The following is a 23803-nucleotide window of genomic DNA, read 5'->3' as shown; positions in this document are numbered from 1 at the left end:
CGATAAATTTACAATTAGATGAGACGCTCACGGCCTTACTCATCAATAGACAGAAAACGCATTTCAAGTATTTGGAAACACATTATGATAAAAACAACAAAAAGCGTGTTAGCCGTCACATTAGTGAGCGCGCTAGGCTTTAGTACGGCTCACTCTACATATGCCGCCGACGACATTAAAAAAGAAACAAGCATCAATGAAGAAAAATGGGATGTGACTAACCCACCCTTTGCACTTAATGAAGTCACTATTAATACCACCGAAACTACGTGGTCGAGCTTAGATATCGCCCCGAATGGCAAGTACATGGTATTCGATATGTTAGGTGATATTTACAAAGTAAATATTGATGGCGGCAATGCCTCACCTCTCACGCAAGATTTCGCATGGAACATACACCCAAGTATTTCACCGGATGGTTCAAAGATTGCGTTTATTTCTGACCGCGATGGCATTAATAATCTTTGGATAATGGACAGCAATGGTGAAAACCTGCGCCAAGTGACCAAAGAAAAGAATAACCTTATTCACTCTCCTAAGTGGAGCCCAGATGGTGAATACTTGTTGGTATCGAAAGGTATTATGTCTAGCCGCAGTATTCCAGCGGGCGAAATTTGGATGTATCACAATACCGGCGGTGACGGCTTGCAAATTAAAGCCCGTAATCATGGTAAGAAAGATCAACAAAATATAGCCGACCCCGTTTTTTCTCACGACGGTAAATATATTTACTTCACGGAGAACACTGTGCCTGGGAGTCGTTTCGATTATAACCGCGATCCATTAGGTGGCATATTCGCCATTACCCGCTTCGACCGCGAAAACGGCGATGAAAGCCGTTATATTAGTGGCACTGGCGGTGCAGTGGTACCCACACCATCACCCGATGGTAAATACGTTGCGTTTGTTCGTCGCGTAAAAGAAAAAACAGCGCTGTTTTTGAAAGATATTAAAACCGGTGTTGAAACACCGCTCATCACAGAACTTGAACGTGACATGCAAGAAGGTTTTGGCTCTGAAGGTTACTTTGCTTATTTTGATTGGATGCCCGACTCCTCTGCCATTGTGTATTGGACAGGTGGTACTTTCCATAGCATCAATATTGACGATAAAACCATTTCAGATATTAACATTAGCGTAGAAGCTACCCTTCACTATGCTGATGCGCTGCGTTTTGATGTGGATGTGGCACCGGATGAATTTGATGTAAATATGATTCGCTGGTCGCAAATGTCGCCTGACGGCAAAACACTCTTGTTTCAAGCATTAGGCAAGCTTTACGTCAAAGACGTAAAGTCTGGCAAGATGAAACGCCTGACAAAGCAAAATGAACATGGTGAATATTACCCACGTTTTTCTAACGACGGCAAAGCCATTGTTTACACCACATGGAATGATGATGAATTAGGGTCAGTACGCATTGTTTCTGCCCGTGGCGGTAAAGGCAAAGTTATTACTAAGCAACCTGGCCATTACATTGAACCATCGTTCTCAAGTGATCGGGAAAAGGTAGTGTATCGCAAGTTTACCGGCGGCTATTTACTCGACCCTAAATACTCGGTAGACCCTGGTATTTATGTAACAGACCTTGATAGAAAAACCGAAAAGAAAGTATCGGATGGGGGCATTAACCCACACTTTGCTGGTGACAATTCACGGGTATTTTTCACCGAGTCGGTAGGCGGCACACCGTATAGAGAGACACAACTTTCAAGCGTAAACTTGCAAGGAAACGATAAGCGAACTCATCTGTATGGCGCTGATGATGTAAGTGAGTACAAACTTTCACATGATAAAAAATGGGTGGCATTTGTTTATCAATTCAAAACCTTTGTTACCCCTTTTGTTGAAAATGGCAAGAAAGTAACTATTGGCCCCAACATGACTTCATTGCCGGTTACTCAGCTTTCATCTAAAGCCGGTGAGTACCTAACATGGTCGCCGGATAACACAACGGTAAGCTGGTTTAATGGCCCAACTTTCTACAGCCGCTCGCTTAAAGAAGCCTTTGCGTTTGTAGACGGTTCGCCAGAAACCCTGCCCGACCCTGTGGCCGACGGTATTAATTTATCGTTCACTACCGAAGCCGATAAACCAAGTGGTTACAAAGCGTTAATTGGCGGGAAAGTCGTGACCATGCGTGATGCCGATAACACCCAAGAGGTGATTGAAGACGGCGTTATTATCATTAAAGATAACCGCATTGAAGCAGTAGGTAAGCGCGGTGATATTGCTATTCCTGAAGGCGCTATGCAAATAGACGCCAGTGGCAAAACCATTATTCCAGGATTAGTTGATACCCATGCTCATGGCGCACAAGGCAGAAACGAGATTATTCCAGATAAAAACTGGAGCCAATACTCGAATGTCGCCTTTGGGGTTACCACCATTCATGACCCATCAAATGATACTACTGAAATATTTGCCGCCTCTGAACTTCAGCGTAAAGGCGACATAGTTGCACCGCGTATTTACTCTACCGGTACTATTTTGTATGGCGCAGAAGGCCTAGGCTATAAAGCCATTATCAATAACTACGAAGATGCGTACTTTCACGTAGAACGTTTGAAAGAAAGTGGCGCTATTTCGGTGAAAAGCTACAACCAGCCACGTCGCGATCAACGCCAACAAGTGTTATGGGCGTCGAAAAATCAAGACATGATGGTAGTACCAGAAGGCGGCGGTAAGCTTCAACAAAATCTGACCATGTTAGTAGATGGCCATACAGGGTTAGAACACAGCTTACCTATCGAGCGCGGTTATAGCGATGTCACCCAGCTGTGGAAAGCCACCGAGTTCGGTTACACACCCACATTTGTGGTTTCTTACGGCGGTATGATGGGCGAAGAGTATTGGTACGACCGTACAGAGGTATGGAAAAACCCACGCTTACTTCGCTACACCCCAGCCACCATGTTACATGGCCGTTCTATTAGACGCCCCACCGCGCCCGACAACCAGTACAACCACCAAAACGTTGCCAGCTACGCCAAAGAGCTTCGAGATAATGGGGTCAGTGTACATATTGGTGCTCATGGCCAACGTGAAGGCTTAGCCGCGCACTGGGAGCTGTGGATAATGCAACAAGGCGGTTTCACCGCGTGGGAAGCATTACGCGGCGGGACTATCGATGGCGCAAAACACCTAGGTATGGGTAAAGACATCGGCAGTATTGAAAAAGGTAAACTGGCCGACTTAGTCGTTATTGACGGCGACGTATTAGCAGACCTACGCCGCAGCGAATATGTGGAATTCACCGTACTTAACGGCCGCGTATACGAAGCCGCCACCATGAACGAAGTGGGCAGTAAAACCAAGCGTTCCCCTTTCTTCTTCGAAGAAAACAACGCCACCTTTATGCCAAGAACTACCGCTGAAGCCATTGATGCTAAAGCCCATCACTTCCATTGGAAACACTAGTGACTTATTAAGCTATTAGTACTTATCAAGCCGGCGAAAATCGCCGGCTTTTTTATACCGACTGCTCCCCCCATATTTCCAATATTCCCCTTAAGCCAACAGCAGATTTAGCTTAGAGTGTAGAAAGCACCATGATAGACCTTCCACCGCATGGATGCGGTGGCAAAGCCCCATGGATGGGTTTATTGGGAATTAGGGTTGTATTAGAAGTGTGGGGCACACAATAAGCAGCCCCTCCCCCCAAGCCAACCACGGATTTAGCACAGAGGGTAGGAAGCACCATGATAGACCTTCCACCGCATGGATGCGGTGGCAAAGCCCCATGGATGGGTTTATTGGGAATTAGGGTTGTATTAGAAGTGTGGGGCACACAATAAGCAGGCCCTCCCCCCAAGCCAACCACGGATTTAGCACATAGGGTAGGAAGCACCATGATAGACCTTCCACCGCATGGATGCGGTGGCAAAGCCCCATGGATGGGTTTATTGGGAGCTAGGGTTATCAGAAGTGTGGGGCACACAATAAGCAGGCCCTCCCCCCAAGCCAACCACGAATTTAGCACATAGGGTAGGAAGCACCATGATAGACCTTCCACCGCATGGATGCGGTGGCAGAGCCCCCATGGATGGGTTTACGGCGAGTCTATCATGGTGCTTTCTGCCCTTTGAGCGAAAAACATCCTCAGCGGTTGCGTCCATATTGTTCGTGAGACGACACCCAATCAGATGAGCTAATGGCTGAGGCTAACGAGATTTCTCCCGCTAAGGCCACCGCTGCAACAATTTCGGCAAATTTGTACACTTTGTTTTTGCCATAGCAATCGATGAGCTCCAAACACTCGCGTTGAGTACCCATTCCTGTGCCACCACCATAGGTCGCTACGATTAACGAAGGAATAGTAATAGACACATACAAGTCGCCTTCATCGGTAAGCTCTGAATACATAATAGCTGCCGATGATTCCGCTACGTTTGCCACATCTTGCCCTGTGGCAATGAACATGGCAGTAATACCATTCGGGGAATGTAAACCCGTATTGTTCACCCCAGATAGGAATGACCCGACACCCGCAACCCTGCCGTGATAATCAATTTGCTTAGGCTCTACACGCATGATTTGCAGTAAATGCTCACGCTTAATCGTGGCCTCTGCGGTTACTCGCTTACCACGCGTACGCATAATGTTTATTTGTGAGGCTTTCTTATCGGTTGCAAAGTTAGATTCTAAGTAGAAGTTCTCTACCCCTTCATAGTTATCTAAAATCCACCCGCAGGCAGCGAAAGTAGCCCGCCCCACCATGTTCTGCCCAGCCGCATCGCCGGTTAAATAATTAAAGCGTAGAAAGGCAAATTTGTTCGATAAGAAGTGGTCGATATAAGTGAGTTTGGCAATGCTCGACGTTGCTTCAGCCTCTTCGCGAATTTTGCTAATGTTTTGGTTTACCCACGTCACAAAGTCTCTTGCGCCACGAGCATCACTAAATATAAAAACAGGCGCACGCTGCATAGCATCATCGACAACGGTGGCCTTTACTCCACCGCTCATATTAAGCAGCTTCATACCCCGATTATACGACGCCACTAAGGTGCCTTCTGTTGTGGCCATAGGCACAACAAACTCGCCCTTTGCATGTTCGCCATTGATAGTTAATGGACCTGCAATGCCAATGGGCACTTGAGCTACCCCAATAAAATGCTCAATATTGCCTTTCAATTTATCTGGGTCTACTGAGTACTTACCTACATGGTCGAGTTTGGCGCCGGTGAAACTTTCAAAATACGACTGACGCTTTTTGATAATGTCATCGCCATAATCATCATGATCGTCTCGGGGTATATGTAACTTGCGATTGGTGGGTGAAGTCACATTATCTTCTACTTCGAACTTAAGCTTTCCAAAAGGCGACGCTGAAAAACAAATACCTATTTTGCGCTTTTCAGGGCTTACCTCTTCGTTAAGTTCTAGGTGTACCGTAATAACTTGCCGTAACGAAAACGGCATACCACCGGTGTCATTAAGGGCATCGAAACTAATGTCACTGTCGTTGCTGCTTTGAATAGAGATTTTGTGGCTTGGAACTTTCTCGCCATCAAATGAAATCCATTTAAGCTCTTTTAGTGTGGCATCTTTTAAACGGTTTTTAAGTGCGAAGGAAACGCCGTTATCAGTTTTGGTTAGGCTTCCGTGAGTGTATAGCTGCTTGAGTAAAATACTTGGTACAAACATGTGAGTTCCTATTCCGTTTTGGTTAAGCCACTGCGTGAATTAAGTACACTACTTTTTTATAGTACAACCTTTGTACAGTATCACTAACCTTTTGCATTTCCATCAATTTTTAACCACATTTAAATTTGAGCCATTTCATTAAAAATTCATCAAGTTTTGCGCCAACACCCTATGAATAAAGGGCGGCGAATGCCCTGACTTCTTTTTATTCGATATTCCCAGCCCCCTTCATCTAACGTTAACAGCGTCAAGGCTTTACCCAAGACCACTTGTCGGTATTCAGGTTTTCGCTGCTTAAAAAGTATCGATTACTGATTAAGCGCTATGTCCACAGGGAAATGGCAACTGAATACCATTTTTTAATTTCATGGGATGAACTGTTATGAGAAAAGGACTATTCCGTCGTCAAGCAATGCAGCCTACTTCACCATTTCAAGGTGAATTATTGATGACGCCTCGACCGTCCCATATGGGAATAACTGCAATACTACTTTTATGGATAGTGGGTGTGGGGGTTTACCTCACTACGGGTAGCTATGCCCGAAAAGCCACCGTTGAAGGATGGTTAGAGCCCTCTCATGGCGTACTAAGGTTGTACGCCGACTCCCGTAAAGGCCGCATTTCTCAAGTGTATGTCAGCGAGGGGCAAAAAGTTTTGAAAGGCGAACCATTATTGTCGATTGAATACGGGGTTCAGCAGCCACAAGGAGAAACCGTAGAGCTAAAACTGCAACAGGAGCTTATCGCTAAAAAGCAGCGCATAACCGACTCATTGGCCCGTACTATTACTATTCATAAAAACAACCACGCGCAGCTAGTAAAGCAACTTGAGCACGCACAAACAGACGCCGATTCAATACGCCATATTTTAGCGATCTCTTATCAACAGTGGCAGTTAGCACACAATCAATTTACCTCACTTGAAGTGCTACGTAATGCAGGTCATGTAAGTAACGCAGATTTCGATAGTTATAAGCTGGAGCTTTTAAGTAGCCAGCAACAATGGAAACAATCTGAGCGGAATAACTTAAAAAGCGAAGCTGAAGTAAGCCGACTGACACATGAAATTGACGGCTTACCCGAGATACAAGCCAATGAGCGCACCGCACACGAAAACCAACTAAGTGATATCAACCAACAATTACTGACGTTAAATCGCGATCGGCAGCGCATTCTATATGCAACACAAAATGGTGTGGTTTCGAGTCTGCAAGCGAGTGCTGGATTAATGGTCGACCAAAACAGACCGCTACTTAGCTTACTTCCAGAAAACTCCCCAATAGAAGCACGATTGTTAGTGCCCGTGCGCGCCGCCGGGTTTATCGCTAATGGGCAACAGCTCGCGATTCGTTACGATGCCTTTCCCTATCAGAAATTTGGGTTACAAGAGGGACAGATAACTAGCATATCTGAAACTATTTTACTGCCAGGAGAATGGGCTAACACGCCCTTAACCGTAAGCGAACCCGCTTATTTGGTTACCGCTAAATTAAGTAGCGACGCCATTATTGCCTATGGAAATCCGGTAATGCTTAAGGCGGGAATGACATTTTCAGCAGACGTTGCGCTTAGCCAGCGAAGCTTACTGGAATGGATCTTAGAGCCGCTTTTAAGCGTCACTAAAAGGTTGTAATTATGAATATGACTCACGGTTTTGCTTCACCTGTACTCAGCGCTTTATCACCTAAAAATAAAGTACCGGTTGTGCTTCAAACTGAAGCCGCTGAATGTGGATTAGCCTGTGTCAGCATGGTGGCACAATATTATGGTGACAAACGGGATATGACCCACCTTCGTCAGCACATTAGTGTTTCACTTCGTGGTATTACACTTAAAGATATTATGGATATCGCGCAGCAAATGGCATTTCAATGTCGTGCACTAAAAATTGAGCCACAGGATTTATCTCAACTCACCCTGCCAGCAATACTCCATTGGGACATGCGTCATTTCGTTGTTTTGACTCACGTAGGGCGTGAGCGATTTACCATACACGACCCCAGTATTGGCAAGCGCACATTCACCTTCGACGAGGCAAGTAAACACCTAACAGGAATAGCGTTAGAAATTACGCCTAAAGACAATTTTTCGCCGCCACCGGTAAAGCCGTTACTCAAACTAAGAAGCTTTTTTACCCGCACGATAGGGTTCAAACGTAACTTAGCGACCTTACTGGCGCTGTCTGCCTTGCTGCAACTTTTTGCATTGGCATCTCCCTATTACGTACAAACCGTGGTTGATGATGTGTTGTTGCAAGGTAACCAAGCGCTGCTAACCGCACTTGCCATTGGGTTTACTTTTTTACTACTGATAAGTATCTTCACCAGAGTGTTGCGACGCTTTTTGATCCTTGCTGTATCAAGCCGGCTTCAGCTGCAAATGTCTGCCTCGGTTTTTCAACATTTGCTTTCCCTCCCGCTGGATTTTTTTGCGAAAAGACACGTGGGCGATGTAGTGTCTCGCTTTGGCTCCCTTGCGCATATTCGTGAGTTTCTCACCACTGGCCTTGTCACAGCCTTGCTTGACGGTGTCATGGCTATTATCACTCTCGTCGTGATGGCACTTTACTCTGTAAAGCTCACGCTATGTGTGGTGCTAGTAGTGGCGATATACCTACTTTTCCGCATTGCATTAATACCTATCACTAAGCGGCTCACAACAGAAAAAATTGCGTTAGGCGCCACCGAGCAAAGCCACTTTATGGAAAGCGTTCGGGGTATGCTGCCTATTCGTGTATACCGCCAAGAATCCCAGCGCCATAGCCAGTGGCAAAACAAGTTAGTCGCCACTTTGAATAAAGATATTAGTTTAGGAAAACTCAATATTGGCAGCGACGCGGTAAACCAAGTGTTATTTGGTCTTGAGAACATCGTTGTGATCTTTATAGCGGCCTCTTTGGTGATGGACAATATGCTGACCGTAGGAATGATGCTTGCCTTCATTGCTTACAAAACCAAATTTACTACTGCGGTAGATGGGCTAATGTCCAAATTTATCGAATTGCGAATGCTGGCCGTACACTTTTCTCGCTTGAGCGATATTGTACTAACAGAGCCTGCTGAAACCACCTTGTTGTCACAGCAACCTAGCACTTATTCACATGCAAATTCAAACGCAACCTCAGTACCTGCAGCGGCCTCTTCTCATGCTATTGCCTCTAGTACTCCTGCTATTCATCTAAAAGCCCACAATCTTAGTTATCGCTATGGGGAGGGGTGTAACCGTATTTTTGAAAACCTTAATTTATCGGTTAAAGCAGGAGAAATCATTGCCATCGTTGGAGCAAGCGGAAGTGGAAAAAGCACCTTACTTAAATGCCTGATGGGGCTGTATGCTCCCTCTGAAGGAACGGTTAGCCACAATATGATTTCATCATCAAATCAGGCGCCAACCATTGCTTCTGTGCTGCAAGAAGACATGTGCTTATCCGGCTCTATGGCTGAAAATATTAGTTGTTTTGATGAAATACCTAATCAAGAAAAGATCGTACGGGCCGCTCAGTTAGCCTGTATCCATGACGAAATTTTTGCCATGCCGATGCAATACCACTCGTTAGTCGGTGATATGGGAAGCAGTTTAAGTGGTGGTCAGAAGCAACGGCTTTTATTAGCTAGAGCACTCTACCGCTCTCCCGATATTCTTTTTCTTGATGAGGCCAGTAGCCATTTAGACATTCAAAATGAGCACATCATCAATACTCATCTAAAGGCACTGAATATTACCCGCATTATGGTTGCCCATCGGCCTCAAACAATTGCCCTTGCGGATACTGTCTATCAGTTAGTAGACGGTACTCTGCAGCGATACCCAGCTTCTGAAATAGTAGAAGAAAATGATAATACCCCACTAGGAGATTCATAATGATAACGCCCGAAGTTAGAGAATCTACACCCTTACTCACCGATATTGAGCGTCAACAAATCGTTGAGCATGTAGAGAACTTAAATAGTACTGCCCTTCCCATCGACACCTTGTCTAAACGCGAGCTTCAGGTAGCGCGAAAGATCATGGAAGGGCTGTCGAATAAAGCGATAGCAACAGAGCTATTTATTAGCGAGCGAACGGTTAAGTTCCACTGCGCCAACATCTACAAAAAATTAAAAATAAGCAGCCGCACCGCGCTTATTGCAAGTTGCTTCCGATCGATTTACCACCCCTTAAGGTTGGCTTAACCGCTAGCCTTTTAAATCACACTAAAACGCTTTTATAAGGAGCGAAAAATGCAACATAACACGCAAAACCATACACACAAAAATACACAAACAGAGGTACAAACCGCTACCGCCCTTCATCTTGAAACCCAAGAGTTACTGCAAGTGACTGGCGGCAAGTCTGGCGTATCAACAGTTGAAGATAAAACGCCAATTCGCCTTATTAAACCACCTGTCTATATCACCCTCGCGATTGGTGAGGACGGCGGACAATTGCCCGATTTATTGTCATAGCAGATTAAGGAGGTTAAGCAGTCCTCCTTTTACCATTTAAAAGGATATTTCAATGCAGATTGCATTAATAGGGAGCGAGAATGACCCACAAATTCTTCATGTGGCTGAGGCCTTAATAGCCGATAAAAATGAGCCCTGTATTATCAATACCAACTACTTTGGTAAACACTGGCAGCTCAGTTACGACCCGGATTTTAATGATGGTCTTTTGCATTTTGACCAGCCTACGCGCAACGGGCTGTTTCGAATTCCGCTATCAGACATCACATCTGCCTATTGGCACCAGTATATTCCTCCCTCGGTGAACGCTTCTGACAATGCGTCTTCGCAGTGGTTAGATCAGGAATATGCCAGCACCTTGTTATGTTGGTTTTTATTCAGTGAAACTAAGTGGGTTAATGGTATTGACGCTATTCGCGCTCATCACTGCAAACCGATTCAGCTGCGAATGGCAAAAAAGCTAGGGGCTAAGGTGCCATATACCTATATAGGCAACGCTAGTAATGTTGCTTTACAGTTTTGTGCGAATATAGACGAGGTGGTTTATAAGCCCGTGAAAGGCGGCGAAACAGCAAAATTCGTACAACAGGGCTATGATACTCGCGGTTTAGTACAGGCTTTGTTAAAAGAGCGCCCTGTTACGTTTCAGGCATATATTGAAGGGACAAACATTCGCAGTTACGTACTGGGTGATGAAGTCGTCAGTGTACAAATAGACTCTCACGACCTCGATTTCAGAGACGATGCTAACGCACGCCCTTTGCTGACGCCCCTTCCGAAACCAATGCAGGATTTATCACGAAAGATATGTTCCGGCTTAGGAATGCATTGGTGCGCTATCGATTGGCGTAAAAATACCAAGGGTGAGTATTACTTCTTGGAAGCCAACCCTTGCCCTTTCTTCTTGTTTGTTGAAAACGAGACTGGCGTTGATATTACTGGGCGTTTAGTGAAATTATTAACCACATAAAAAAAGAGCGCATTTAAATAAATGCGCTCTTTTGTGTGTTACTAGCCTTAGGGCTTTATAGAATGAAGCGAGACAGATCTTCGTTTTCTACTAGCGACTCTAAGTGGCTGTTTACGTAGTCTTCGTCAATCACAAAAGACTCACCGCTTTTTTCAGACGCATCAAATGAAATATCTTCCATTAAACGCTCAAGCACAGTGTGTAAACGGCGTGCACCAATGTTCTCAGTACGTTCGTTCACACGCCATGCCGCTTCAGCAATACGCTGAATGCCCGATTCCACGAAATCGATGTTCACACCCTCAGTAAGCATTAGCGCTTTGTACTGTGCGGTAAGCGATGCGTTAGGCTCGGTAAGAATACGCTTGAAATCACCCACTTCTAATGCTGACAACTCAACGCGAATTGGCAAACGGCCTTGAAGCTCAGGAATAAGGTCTGACGGCTTGCTCATTTGGAACGCACCAGAGGCGATAAACAAAATATGGTCTGTTTTTACCATACCGTGTTTAGTCGATACCGTTGAACCTTCTACCAAGGGTAGCAAGTCACGCTGCACACCTTCACGCGATACATCGCCTGACGTATTGCCTTCACGCTTACAGATTTTGTCAATTTCATCCACGAACACAATGCCGTGTTGCTCAACCGACTCAATCGCTTTTTCTTTTAAGTCTTCTTGATTCACCAAACGTGCGGCTTCTTCTTCCACCAGCATTTTCAGTGCATCTTTAATTTTTAGCTTCTTCTTTTTCTTTTGCGAACCTGACAAGTTTTGAAACATGCCTTGAAGCTGATTAGTCATTTCTTCCATTCCAGGAGGCGCCATAATTTCTACGCCGACTTGTGGAAGTGCTACGTCAATTTCAATTTCTTTATCGTCTAAGTCGCCTTGACGAAGCTTTTTACGAAATGCTTGGCGTGTGCCTCTATCTTCAACATCTTCTTTCTTACCCCATGCATCTTCAGGAGGTGGAATAAGTACGTCAAGAATGCGCTCTTCCGCCGCTTCTTCAGCGCGGAATTTCACCTTTTTCATTTCTGTTTCTTTGGTCATCTTCACGGCAATGTCTGCAAGGTCGCGAATGATGGTTTCTACTTCCTTACCTACATAGCCCACTTCAGTGAACTTAGTGGCTTCAACTTTAATGAAAGGCGCATGGGCTAATTTTGCCAAGCGACGCGCAATTTCAGTTTTACCCACACCTGTTGGGCCAATCATAAGAATATTTTTAGGCGTTACTTCTTGGCGCAAATCAGGCTCAAGCTGCATACGGCGCCAGCGGTTTCGAAGTGCAATCGATACCGCACGTTTAGCATCTTGCTGACCAATAATGTGTCGGTCTAGCTCATGAACAATTTCTCTAGGTGTCATTTCAGACATGCATAAACCCTTTTCTGTTTTGGTGCTACTGCATCGATAGCAGGCACAAGTCGCTGTTTATTTTTGATTAAACAGCCACTTAGTAATCGAGTACGTCTACCGTTTGACTATGGTTAGTGAATACGCAGATATCACCGGCTATGGTCAAACTTTTCTCCGCAATTTCTTTTGCGGTAAGTTCGGTATTTTCAAGCAAGGCTATAGCAGAAGCTTGGGCATAGTTGCCACCTGAACCAATAGCAATCAAATCATTTTCCGGCTGAACTACATCGCCGTTGCCGGTAATGATGAAAGACGCAGTTTCATCGGCTACGGCTAATAGGGCTTCTAGCTTGCGCAGCATGCGATCGGTTCGCCAATCTTTGGCAAGTTCAACTGCCGCCTTGGTCAAATGACCTTGGTGGGCTTCGAGTTTTGCTTCAAAGCGTTCAAATAGAGTGAAGGCATCGGCGGTGCCGCCTGCAAAGCCAGCTAATACTTTATCGTGGTACAAGCGGCGCACTTTACGTGCATTACCTTTCATTACGGTATTACCGAGTGACACCTGACCATCGCCAGCCATCACAACTTGATTTCCACGTCTTACAGATACAATCGTTGTCACGTTTAATCCCCGTTTAAGGTGGGCGTTATCGCAGACTCGGGCGATAACTGAAAAAAGACTTTGTTATGAAATGGGGGAAGGGTTTTCGTTTTCAAGGGGGGAAAGATTAAAGGGTATATCGATTAGCGTGTTAATTGCCGGAGGTTAACTTCCACCACAAATAATGGTGGAAGTATTATCAGCTAAACGACATTAAAGATTTAAAGGCTATCTTTACTTGTCGCTGGCTTTCTACCTCAATGATCTTATACGATTTATAAGTTCCAGTACCAAATTTGGCAGGTCGCGATATTCACTTTACGAAGGCTGTGCTTGGCTTTCTCGGCATCACGTTTCGATTCAAATGGTCCTAGAATAACCCTGAACCACTCGCCGTTACTGCCAGAGCTCTGGCGAATAAGAGCTTCTAAACCTTGGAAGGCGATTTTGGCTTTCATCTCTTCTGCTTGGGCACGGGTTCTGAACGACGCACACTGCATAAGGTATCGTTTGTCCGACTTTTCCTGTTCAGCCACGTCTACTTCTACTTCATACCCAGGCAGAGTACGAATATATTCCCACTCTTCTTTCGGTAATTCAGGCAAGGCTTCTTGGGTAGGCGCAACAGGGCGTACAACTTCGGTATCTACCTCAGAGCTGGCGTTGTCTTTAATAGACCATAAGAAAACCGCAAAGCCGATAAGTAATATCACCACGATGGCCAAACGAACAATAGGGAATGCGGCCGTGGGTGTACCCTTCACCTGTGATTTACCGCGTTTTTTATTATCCGGCTTCTTTTTTTGTGGTGCTTTACCACGAGATACATAATCGCGTTGAGCCATATTCGGCAGTTTTCCTACTACTTATCGTTATTTTAGACGGGTGGTGCCATTAGACGAGGACATAGTGCACAACCCTGAAACACTTGTATACATCAGTGTTAAGATTTTACCGTATTCCCCATCAGTGTGCTAACTGAAATCGGTGGGGTCGATATCTACCGACCAACGTACCTTTGCAGCCTGTGGCAGCCCTTGTAAATAAGGCAATGCTAAGCGCAACGCGTTATGTAACGGCGCACGTTTTTCATGACTGCACACCAACATAAAGCGAAAACGCCCTTGGCGCTTTTCAATTAAGCAAGGAAACGGCCCCGTCATTTGCGGTACTAACCCCGTAGAATTTGCGTTTGCAGTATTTGAGTTTAAAAGTACACCTCTAGCCTGTTGCAGGAAAGCATAGGCCGATGAGCTCTCGGTTGCCTCGGCTCTAATCACAAATTGGCTAATATATGGAGGCAAGGCAGACGCTTTTCGCTCCATTAACGCATGGCGCGCAAAGTGGGCATAACCGTTGTTCACTAAATCTTGTAATAAAGGATGGTGAGGGTTGTGGGTTTGCAACCACATTTCTCCGGGTTTACTTGCCCGCCCGGCTCTACCTGCTAGCTGTGTTACTAGCTGCGCTAGCTTTTCTGGCGCCCGAAAATCAGCACTAAATAACGCCCCATCACAATCTAAAACAACCACCAGTGTAACGTGAGGAAAATGGTGTCCCTTTGACAGAATTTGCGTGCCCACCAATATTTGGTGCTCTTGGCGGTTGATCGCATCTAAGGTTTGATGCAGCTTATCTTTTCCCCGAACCGAATCACTGTCTATTCGCACGTGCTTGGCATCGGGGAAGAGCTTCATTAAGCCCTCTTCTACCTGCTCGGTGCCCGTCCCCGCTGTTACCATTTCATGACTGTGGCAAGCTTCACACTCTTTGGGCATTGAACGGGTAGCACCGCAATGGTGGCATTGCAGCCTGTTTTGCCCTTTATGCACAGTATAAGGTCTATCGCAACGTTTACACATTGCCGTAGTGCCGCAGTGATGACATAAAAGGGCTGGGGCATAACCCCGTCTATTTACAAAAACCAGAATCTGATTCCCAGCATTCACATGCTGGCGCATAATTGTCAGCAAGCCTTCTGAAATACCGTAATGAATAGGCTGGTCTCGGGCATCTAATAAATACTGCTTAGTGCTTTGCGCCCCTGCGGCGCGGCGGGTTAGTTGTAAATGCGCGAAGCGACCGTTTAAAGCATTATTGAGCGTTTCCAGCGCTGGCGTGGCACTACCAAGTAACAAAGGAATGCTATGCTCTTTAGCTCGCATGGCTGCTAAATCTCGTGCGTGATACCTAAGCCCATCTTGTTGTTTGAATGATTCATCATGCTCTTCATCTACGATGATCATGCCGGGGTTTTTAAGCGGCGTAAAAATAGCTGAACGCGTACCAATAATAATACCTAGTTCGCCTGCCCTTGCCCGCTGCCATACCGATAATCGCGCCGCGTCTGTCAATTGAGAGTGCAATACCCCAACAGGAATATTAAAACGTTTTTCGAACCGCGAAACGGTTTGCGGCGTTAAACCAATTTCAGGCACTAAAATAAGCACTTGTTTGCCGGCTTTAAGCAAAGGTTCTATAGATTGCAGATACACTTCGGTTTTACCGCTACCTGTAACCCCCTCAAGCAAGCTGATTGCAAAAGTACCATGCTGCTGGTTTAACGCCGCTATCGCTACCCCTTGTTCTTTATCAGGTACGGGCTTTTCGCCAATGTCGAAGGTATCTAACCAAGCTTGCGCAGTGAGTTCAGGTGTAATTTCCACTAACTCAATAAGTGCTTTATCTAATAGCGCTTTCACTACTGCCGGTGAAAAGGTTTTGCGCGCTTCGCTAGCAATAAGTGATGTGGTTTGAACGGCTTCTAAACAAGCCATCTGCTTGGGTGCTCGGCTTAAACTATTAACATCGGTATCAGCACCTTCTGGTGTGACTTGAATATATTGCGCGGGTGATGGCGTGGCAGGCTCACCTTTTCGAAGGGGCACGGGAAGCATGGCATGTATCACTTCCCCGGGCGCATGGTGGTAATACTGCCATAACCAATGCGCCATTTTTCTTAGCGACTCGTCGATAACCGGCTCGCTATCTACTACCTCAATGATGGCTTTTATTTTACTGGTATCATCTATGTCTACACCGGATTCAACTACAATGCCTACCAATTGACGTGGGCCGAAAGGCACTTTTACCCGCACACCAGGTTGTAAGGTATCGGTATGAGAATAGGTAAATAGTTGGCGAAGCGGCACAGGTACAGCCACCTGAATGAATACCATTAAAATTGATGCCCCAATATTGATAAACGTAAAGTGAGTAGACGTAAATTCAGAACCGCTAATGATCTGGCATTTAAACATAATGTCAAATAAGGGAAGGGAATTTATTTTTGCCCCTGTGCGGAATCAACACCGCCCCTGTTTACTTCGCATACAAAAAGTGCTTGATCACTTACGACGCTTCCTTTATTATGCGCCGCTCTTTTGCGGCTGACTGCAATATCTGCGGTCGGTCATTGAATTTAAAGTTGCGTATGGTGTTTGGCTTCGGGCCAGATAGCGATACGGCCTCATATTGAAGGTAATCCAAAATGAAAGATGGTATCCACCCAGAATACGCTGAAATGACAGCAACATGTTCTTGCGGCAACGTAATGAAAATCCGTTCTACTCTAGGTAAAGATATTAACTTAGACGTATGTTCTGCATGTCACCCATTCTACACTGGTAAGCAACGTAACGTTGACACCGGTGGTCGTGTTGACCGCTTCAAGAAACGTTTCGGTGCTTTGGGCGCTAAATAAGCTCAGTACTCAGAAACACTATGTTTCTTTAAAAAAAGCGCCTATCGGCGCTTTTTTTGTGTCTGCGCTCCATAGAAAGCGCTTCCAATACAGTGCTCGGCGAGTGGAAGGCACAGCGAGTGGAGAGCTCGGCGAATGAAGAAATCGCCTAATGCAATGCTCTCAGTGAAAAGCTCTGCGTTTTAAATGCCGTTCCCAATTGCCGTTACTTTGCGAAGTGCACGCTTGCTCGCTGTCGTAGCGAACACCTTTAATCTGTGCCTTCAACGTGTGACACACATTATCGAGCTCATCTTCAAATGCTTGGTTCCAATTTGCTGCTAGCGCTTCGCTTTTCTGTTTCTCGGTTTCAAACACTGCAATAATTTCCGGCCTGCGCCAGTGCCCCATATGAGTAAGCCATTCAAAGCCAACCGACTCAGATTTTGCCCACTCACACACCGCCGTTAACGCTTCAATCAGTTTCTTTTCCGACATCTTAAGTTACGCTTTCCTTTATCATGTTTCCATTATACCTATTCCGATAACCAGCGCCTTAACTGGCCGATTTAATGCCTTTTTTACAACGCTATTCGATGCTCACTTATGCCTACGTCTATACCAACATCTATACCTACTTCTATAAAATAGAAATAATGTATTAATTTTCAAAGTATCATTAATATGGTGAATGGCAGATATTCGACGATGTCACTGGTCATACAAGCAAGTCTGTCCTAGATTAAAGGTATAAAGGGCAGATCAGATATGTACTTAAATATCCCTGTGATAGAGTCGAAGACATTCTACTGCGGCAACGCAGATTGCCCTTACGGTAACGAAGATTGCCTAACCCCTACATCGAAGGATATGTTTACTAATGTCAGATTTCAGACAACGTGCGCTAGATTATCATGCCAAACCCACGCCAGGTAAAATTAGCGTGGAGCTATCAAAACCAGCCGATAGTGTGGATGATCTTGCTCTGGCTTACAGTCCAGGGGTAGCTGAGCCAGTACGAGAAATTGCTGAAGATCCTGATAATGCTTACAAATATACAGCGAAAGGCAACATGGTAGCGGTCATCAGTAATGGTACTGCTATTCTAGGTTTAGGTAATTTGGGGCCGTTAGCTTCTAAGCCGGTGATGGAAGGTAAAGCACTGCTGTTTAAACGCTTTGCTGGGCTTGATGCTATCGATATTGAAGTAAAGCATCGCACCACGGAAGAATTCATTAATACCGTTGCCAATATTGCAGATACGTTTGGCGGAATTAACCTAGAAGATATTAAAGCCCCAGAGTGCTTTGAAATAGAACAAGAACTCATTAAGCGCTGTAATATTCCGGTATTCCATGATGATCAACATGGTACTGCCATTGTAACGGCAGCCGGCATGTTGAACGCCATTGAAATTCAGGGCAAAAATATCGAAAGCGCCAAAATAGTTTGTATGGGTGCGGGTGCAGCAGCGGTAGCCTGTATGGAATTGCTTATTAAATGTGGCGCGCAACGAGAGCGCATTTACATGTTAGACAGAAAAGGGGTTATTCATACCCGCCGTGAAGACCTTACGGAACACAAACGTTTGTTTGCCAATAATACCGATAAACGTACGTTAGAAGATGTGATGGAAGGCGCTGATATTTTTGTAGGCGTATCTGGCCCAGATGTATTGCCGCCAGAAACCTTGGCATTAATGGGGCCTAACCCGATTGTTTTTGCATGCTCTAACCCCGACCCTGAAATTAAGCCTGAATTGGCTCACGAAGTTCGAAATGATTTAATTATTGCAACGGGGCGTTCTGATTACCCTAATCAGGTTAACAATGTTCTTTGCTTTCCGTTCATTTTCCGTGGCGCATTGGATGTTCGCGCAACGGCCATTAACGACGAAATGAAAGTGGCAGCGGTAGAAGCACTCCGCGCGATTACCAAAGAGCCCGTACCAGAATCTGTGTTAGCGGCTAGCAATAGCAAAAGCTTAACCTTTGGCAAAGAATATATTATTCCTAAACCAATGGATCCTCGCCTTTGTGAACGCATAGCCTCTGCAGTGTCGAAAGCGGCGATTGAATCTGGTGTTGCAAGGCTTCCAGAAGTACCGAACCGCGCAGAGTAAAGGCAGTATAATCGAATAACTGGGCGCGCAGCCTTGTATTCGATTATTATAAAAAACGGCAATTTTCATTGCCGTTTTTTTAATCTTCTTGTTCGTTTTCAATAGAAACGTCTATACCCATATCTTCCATTATGCGTCTTGCCTCAGCAGGTACACGATTAGGGTTATCTTTTCTCAAATCTTCGTCATCCGGTAATGGCTGACCTGTAAATGCGTGAAGAAACGCTTCACATAACAATTCTGAATTCGTCGCATGACGTAAATTGTTTATTTGTCTACGCGTACGTTCATCGGTTAATGCTTTTAGCACATTAATAGGAATAGAAACGGTGACTTTCTTTACCTGTTCACTCTTTTTACCGTGCTCTGCGTAGGGATGAATATACTTACCGTTCCACTCTGCCATGATGCTAACTCTGTCTGATCTTATTTATGTTATGAAGAGAAATTCTAAACAAGTTGACGAAAAGGTCAATTGAGCAGTGTAAACCTCTTGACGTCTAGACGTAAATTCTTTAATTTAGCCGTCTAAACGTCCATAAAAGAGTAATTTTACCATGGTTTCTTACGCACAAGGTGTCGATGCACTGAATCAGTCCCTCTCGGAACTGCGTGACATTGATGTGTCATTTGAGTTTTTTCCACCAAAATCTGAGAAAATGGAACAAACCTTGTGGAAGTCGGTTGAACGTTTAGCACCATTAAAACCGAGTTACATGTCGGTGACCTATGGAGCAAACAGCGGTGAGCGTGATCGCACCCATGACGTGGTAAAACGAATTCAACAACAAACTGGGGTTGCGGCCGTCCCTCACCTCACATGTGTTGATGCAAGCCGTGATGAACTTAAACAAATTGCGCAAGACTACTGGGATTCAGGCATTCGTCGTATTGTTGCTCTTCGTGGTGATTTACCGCCAGGTGTGAAAGATACCGAAATGTATGCCTCTGATTTAGTGGCGCTACTAAAAGATGTAGCCGATTTCGATATCTCAGTGGCCGCCTACCCTGAAAAACACCCTGAAGCACCGAATGCCCAATTCGATTTATTAAACCTTAAACGCAAAGCAGAAGCCGGTGCGAGCGAAGCTATTTCTCAGTTTTTCTTCGACACCAGTGTATTTTTGCGTTTTCGTGACCGTGCAGCAGCTGCAGGTATCGACCTAGACCTAGTGCCTGGCATACTGCCAGTAACCAATTACCAGACTTTGGTAAAGTTCGCTGGGTTCACGAATGTACATGTGCCTGGGTTCTTACACAAAATGTTCGATGGACTTGACGATGACGATCAAGCTACTCGGAACCTCATTGGTGCTAACATCGCGATGGATCAGGTTAAGGTACTTGCCAAAGAAGGCGTGAAGCATTTTCATTTTTACACCCTTAACCGTAGTGAGTTGAGCTACGCTATTTGCCACATGCTAGGTGTGCGAGCAGGTTAATTTCGATTAAACCTTTGCTCCTATAGGGCAGACCAGTATACCATTTGCCTATTATCAGGTATTTGAACGACTCGTTTGCCTCGTTGCAACCTTACTTCGCTGTAAAAGGCCAAGGTAAAACGGCGAATGGCCAAGGCGAGTAATAACTAGGAGTAAAGTGTGAATTGGGATCGGGTAAAAGCCATCTATCATAAGCTCGCACCACAAGTTGTCGATCTTTTCACTATCTTCATCAAGCGTTGCCGTGAAGACAATATTACTATTTCCGCAGGCCACCTAGCCTACGTTACGTTGCTGTCTCTTGTTCCTTTTATTATGGTGACTTTCACCATCATGTCGGCGTTTCCTGCTTTTGCGTCCGTTCGAGGCAAATTAGAATACTTTATCTTTAATAATTTTGTGCCTACCGCCAGCGATACGGTTCATGAGTATATGTCTGACTTTGTGGGCAACGCTTCTGAAATGGGCGCTATCGGTATTTTATCGTTGCTTGTAGTGGCACTCATGTTGATTTCCAATGTCGATAAAACCCTTAACCGGATTTGGCGTACACAAAGCGATCGTCCTATTGTTTATACGTTTGCTATCTATTGGATGGTAATTACCCTAGGGCCTATGCTTATTGGCTCAAGCGTGATAATTAGTTCTTATTTAGCCGGGCTTGCTGCTTTTGCGGAAGAATATACGCCAGGGTTGGGTACTTTTTTACTCACCCTCGTGCCTAGCTTCGCGGCCATGCTGGCTTTCTTTATTTTGTACATGATAGTACCTAACCGACGTGTTTTCGCCCGTCACGCTATCTCAGGTGCCATTTTGGCAACGGTTGCGTTTGAGTTAACGAAGTCTGGCTTTGCCCTTTACATTACTAATTTCCCTTCTTATGAGTTGATATACGGTGCGTTAGCAGTCGTGCCTATCCTATTTTTGTGGGTTTATATTTCATGGGTATTGGTGCTATTAGGCGCAGAATTCACATGCAGCTTAGGCCAAGCGTTTGAAAATCGAAAAGCGGAAGACGAGCCAAGGCAAATACCCGAAGAATAAAAAAGGCGTTGTAGGAAACTACAACGCCTTTTTAGTCTCGTATTGGTTTTATTAATCCAATGACAATACGTTAAGCACTCACTAGTTAGACATAGCAGCAATAAACGCATCAGATTCAGCGATGGCTGAATTCATTTGCTGAATGAGCTGGTCCACATCATTTTGAATATTAGTAAGCTCACCTTGTAACGCACCAATCGCGCTAGCGTTCAAGTTATGCTTCAAGTACAAAACGTTGTCTTGAAAAGCGCTTAGTACTGGCGCCATTCTACTCTCTGCTTTACGCATGGTTTTGATAAGCGCACTATATCTGCGCTCGGTATCACGTAACTTTTCAGAGCTTTCGCGTTTTAACGACGCATTTTGATACTTTTCTAACTCATCTTCCCATTCGTCAAAAAGTGCTTCGGCAACACCTTCAACTTTATCAATGCGAGAGGAAACCTCATTGGCGGCAGAAAGACTGTTTTCATATTCGCTATTAAGCTTGTTATAAACATCTTCTAGCTCACCACCTTCAAAAGCCACTACCGCACTGAAAGCTTCCAATGCAGAGCTAAACTCTTCCTGTGCGTCTTCTTGCGACTCTTTTGCGTTTTCAACACGGTCAACAAGGATATCGCGTTTTTCAACGCCTACTTTCTCCCACGCTGCGTAATACGCAGATTGGCAGCCAGTTAATACCAACATAGCAATAATAGCAGTTGCTATTAGCCTCATAACATCTCTCTCCCTCGATAGCGGGCCGCGCTAATAATACAAATAATGTGCAAAATAACGCCTAATGGCCAAAATACAATTGCTAGTATTACGGTTGCGGCAAGCATATAGCTCACACCAACCACAATAAAATAAAATAGTGCGCCAAGTATTCGCCCTTGTACTAAATGCCCTAACCCTGGAATAAAAAAATTACAAATTGCAGCAATCACATTGCCGCCAGATCCTTGCCCTGACATATAAACTTCCTCGCAATTGTTATCAGAATATGATTATGTAGTATTTCATAAGAATAAACTAAACTAAAACAGGCACCCGCACAACGCGCGGAAATAAAATGAAACGACTTTACCCAGATGTTACCTGTTACCAAAATGGATTTATCGAGGTGGGATGTGGGCACTCTCTCTATTATGAGCAGAGCGGCAACCCTGAGGGTATTCCAGTACTCTTTATTCATGGCGGCCCAGGTGCTGGTTTACCGCCGAATTATAAATGCTTCTTCGACAGTAACCGATACCGTATCATCGGATTCGAGCAAAGAGGATGCGGACGTTCAACCCCATTAGCCAGCACCAAAGACAACGATACATGGCTAAATGTAGAAGATATTGAAATACTCAGGCGGCAGCTCAACGTATCGAGTTGGTTAGTGTTTGGAGGCTCATGGGGTTCAACCTTAGCGCTCCTTTATGCCTTTAGGTATGCTGATCATGTTAGTGGGCTTATTCTTCGCGGCGTATTTTTAGCGCGCCAGCAAGACAGAGACTGGTTTTTGTCACCACAAGGTGGTGCCGCTCAGCTTTTTCCAGAATATTATCGCCAGTTCGTTAAAGGGATAGACGCCCCGCTAAGTACTTCGGCTATTTGTGCGCATTATCTCAATACATTGAAAGCCGATAACGAAGTACAACGACATGCGGCGCTAAAGCGCTGGTATCAATGGGAGGAGCGACTTTCTCGCGTGTCTTTACCACCTGGTACTGGCGATTCCACCAGTCAATATCCCCTATCGCTTGTCACCAGCTTAGCCACTCTTGAATGCCATTTCCTAACCAACAAATGCTTTATTGATGAAGGCTACATACTTGATAATATAGATAAAATACGCGATATTCCTGGCACTATCATTCATGGTCGATATGACATGATATGCAAAACTGAAGCGGCAGAATCATTACATAAGTCGTGGCCGGGAAGCCAACTTCAAATCATTCCTGATGCTGGCCACAGTACGTCTGAACCCGGCATTGCTTATGCGTTGTGCCGCGCAACCAGAGATATGGCAAGATTTTTAAAGGAGCAAAAGTAATGATTGGGTTGGTTCAACGAGTGTCTGAAGCTAGCGTGTCAGTGAACAATGAAATCATCGGCGAAATTGAGCAAGGTATGCTAGTGCTGCTTGGCGTTGAAAAAGACGATGGCCTAGAACAAATCGAAAAGCTTGCTAACAAATTATGCCGCTACCGTATTTTTTCCGACAGCGATGGAAAAATGAACCTAAATGTTGAGCAAATTGGGGGGAAAATATTAGTAGTGTCTCAATTCACCCTAGTGGCCGATACGCAAAAAGGCAATCGTCCAGGCTTTTCTAGAGGGGCAACACCTGAACATGGCAATGCTATTTATCTGCAATTCATAGAATCCCTTAAACAAAAGGGCATTGTAGTGGAAACGGGGCAATTTGGTGCTGAAATGAAAGTCGCTTTAGTGAATGACGGACCCGCCACCTTCCAGTTTCAGGTATAATGAACATACTAGAATT

The 23803-nt window shown here is 45.0% G+C and carries 21 protein-coding genes; 12 read left to right on the top strand and 9 right to left on the bottom strand.

Annotated features, from left to right (window positions below; genetic code table 11):
- The first annotated feature begins 84 nt into the window (after positions 1–84).
- Complete coding sequence (locus R1T43_RS02930) at positions 85–3420, top strand: amidohydrolase family protein (RefSeq protein WP_317352697.1); 3336 nt, start codon at positions 85–87, stop codon at positions 3418–3420.
- Positions 3421–4101: 681 nt separating this feature from the next.
- Here R1T43_RS02930 and R1T43_RS02925 read toward each other — a convergent pair.
- Positions 4102–5646: a hydroxymethylglutaryl-CoA reductase gene (locus R1T43_RS02925; RefSeq protein WP_317352694.1), complete on the bottom strand. Its 1545-nt coding sequence runs from the start codon at positions 5644–5646 to the stop codon at positions 4102–4104.
- 382 nt (positions 5647–6028) lie between these two features.
- Between R1T43_RS02925 and R1T43_RS02920 the strand changes: the two genes are divergently transcribed.
- Genes R1T43_RS02920 through R1T43_RS02900 form a run of 5 tightly spaced genes read left to right on the top strand, consistent with a single transcriptional unit; the run spans position 6029 to position 11061 of the window.
- The gene (locus R1T43_RS02920) at positions 6029–7279 is read left to right on the top strand and encodes an HlyD family secretion protein (protein ID WP_317352691.1); all 1251 of its coding nucleotides are present in this window, start codon (positions 6029–6031) and stop codon (positions 7277–7279) included.
- A 2-nt stretch (positions 7280–7281) separates the two neighbouring features.
- Positions 7282–9507, top strand: coding sequence for a peptidase domain-containing ABC transporter (locus tag R1T43_RS02915; protein ID WP_317352689.1), 2226 nt, complete (start codon positions 7282–7284; stop codon positions 9505–9507).
- Positions 9507–9818, top strand: coding sequence for a helix-turn-helix domain-containing protein (locus tag R1T43_RS02910; RefSeq protein WP_057795759.1), 312 nt, complete (start codon positions 9507–9509; stop codon positions 9816–9818). Before R1T43_RS02915 ends, R1T43_RS02910 begins: the two co-directional genes overlap by 1 nt.
- A gap of 48 nt (positions 9819–9866) precedes the next feature.
- Entirely contained in the window at positions 9867–10091 is a 225-nt protein-coding gene (locus R1T43_RS02905) for a hypothetical protein (RefSeq protein ID WP_317352683.1), read from the top strand.
- A 52-nt stretch (positions 10092–10143) separates the two neighbouring features.
- A complete protein-coding gene (locus R1T43_RS02900; RefSeq protein ID WP_211071934.1) occupies positions 10144–11061 on the top strand; it encodes a RimK family alpha-L-glutamate ligase in 918 nt (305 codons plus the stop codon).
- Positions 11062–11116: 55 nt separating this feature from the next.
- Here the strand turns inward: R1T43_RS02900 and hslU are convergent, their stop codons facing one another.
- The 4 genes from hslU to priA form a co-directional block, all read right to left on the bottom strand.
- The gene (gene hslU, locus R1T43_RS02895) at positions 11117–12445 is read right to left on the bottom strand and encodes an HslU--HslV peptidase ATPase subunit (protein WP_317352679.1); all 1329 of its coding nucleotides are present in this window, start codon (positions 12443–12445) and stop codon (positions 11117–11119) included.
- Positions 12446–12524: 79 nt separating this feature from the next.
- On the bottom strand, positions 12525–13049 hold the full coding sequence (gene hslV, locus R1T43_RS02890; protein WP_013786271.1) for an ATP-dependent protease subunit HslV: 525 nt from the start codon (positions 13047–13049) through the stop codon (positions 12525–12527).
- Between the two features lie 254 nt (positions 13050–13303).
- On the bottom strand, positions 13304–13873 hold the full coding sequence (locus R1T43_RS02885; RefSeq protein WP_211071932.1) for an SPOR domain-containing protein: 570 nt from the start codon (positions 13871–13873) through the stop codon (positions 13304–13306).
- Between the two features lie 129 nt (positions 13874–14002).
- Positions 14003–16207: a primosomal protein N' gene (gene priA / locus R1T43_RS02880; protein WP_317355634.1), complete on the bottom strand. Its 2205-nt coding sequence runs from the start codon at positions 16205–16207 to the stop codon at positions 14003–14005.
- A 311-nt stretch (positions 16208–16518) separates the two neighbouring features.
- Between priA and rpmE the strand changes: the two genes are divergently transcribed.
- Entirely contained in the window at positions 16519–16731 is a 213-nt protein-coding gene (rpmE, locus tag R1T43_RS02875; protein ID WP_013786275.1) for a 50S ribosomal protein L31, read from the top strand.
- 162 nt (positions 16732–16893) lie between these two features.
- Here rpmE and R1T43_RS02870 read toward each other — a convergent pair whose 3' ends face one another.
- A complete protein-coding gene (locus R1T43_RS02870; RefSeq protein WP_211071931.1) occupies positions 16894–17208 on the bottom strand; it encodes a hypothetical protein in 315 nt (104 codons plus the stop codon).
- A gap of 382 nt (positions 17209–17590) precedes the next feature.
- Here R1T43_RS02870 and R1T43_RS02865 point away from each other — a divergent pair, with 382 nt between their 5' ends.
- Positions 17591–18832, top strand: coding sequence for a malic enzyme-like NAD(P)-binding protein (locus R1T43_RS02865; RefSeq protein ID WP_317352669.1), 1242 nt, complete (start codon positions 17591–17593; stop codon positions 18830–18832).
- A 79-nt stretch (positions 18833–18911) separates the two neighbouring features.
- Here R1T43_RS02865 and metJ read toward each other — a convergent pair whose 3' ends face one another.
- Positions 18912–19238, bottom strand: a complete 327-nt coding sequence (metJ, locus tag R1T43_RS02860; RefSeq protein WP_013786278.1) for a met regulon transcriptional regulator MetJ — start codon at positions 19236–19238, stop codon at positions 18912–18914.
- Positions 19239–19389: 151 nt separating this feature from the next.
- Here metJ and metF point away from each other — a divergent pair, with 151 nt between their 5' ends.
- A complete protein-coding gene (gene metF / locus R1T43_RS02855; RefSeq protein ID WP_129740232.1) occupies positions 19390–20274 on the top strand; it encodes a methylenetetrahydrofolate reductase in 885 nt (294 codons plus the stop codon).
- A gap of 159 nt (positions 20275–20433) precedes the next feature.
- Complete coding sequence (locus R1T43_RS02850; protein ID WP_317352660.1) at positions 20434–21318, top strand: virulence factor BrkB family protein; 885 nt, start codon at positions 20434–20436, stop codon at positions 21316–21318.
- 81 nt (positions 21319–21399) lie between these two features.
- On the opposite strand, the gene R1T43_RS02845 is transcribed toward R1T43_RS02850, so the two are convergent.
- Positions 21400–22038, bottom strand: coding sequence for a DUF2959 domain-containing protein (locus tag R1T43_RS02845; protein WP_317352657.1), 639 nt, complete (start codon positions 22036–22038; stop codon positions 21400–21402).
- Complete coding sequence (locus tag R1T43_RS02840) at positions 22035–22277, bottom strand: hypothetical protein (RefSeq protein WP_317352654.1); 243 nt, start codon at positions 22275–22277, stop codon at positions 22035–22037. The genes R1T43_RS02845 and R1T43_RS02840 overlap by 4 nt, the downstream gene beginning before the upstream one ends.
- 98 nt (positions 22278–22375) lie before the next feature.
- Here R1T43_RS02840 and pip point away from each other — a divergent pair, with 98 nt between their 5' ends.
- The gene (pip, locus tag R1T43_RS02835; RefSeq protein ID WP_211071928.1) at positions 22376–23350 is read left to right on the top strand and encodes a prolyl aminopeptidase; all 975 of its coding nucleotides are present in this window, start codon (positions 22376–22378) and stop codon (positions 23348–23350) included.
- Positions 23350–23787: a D-aminoacyl-tRNA deacylase gene (gene dtd / locus R1T43_RS02830; RefSeq protein ID WP_317352651.1), complete on the top strand. Its 438-nt coding sequence runs from the start codon at positions 23350–23352 to the stop codon at positions 23785–23787. Before pip ends, dtd begins: the two co-directional genes overlap by 1 nt.
- Positions 23788–23803: the final 16 nt, after the last annotated feature.

The sequence above is a fragment of the Alteromonas sp. CI.11.F.A3 genome (assembly GCF_032925565.1).
Classification (GTDB): Bacteria; Pseudomonadota; Gammaproteobacteria; order Enterobacterales; family Alteromonadaceae; genus Alteromonas.
Note: the sequence above shows the minus strand (reverse complement) of the source record. Positions and strands in the feature narration are given on the sequence as shown.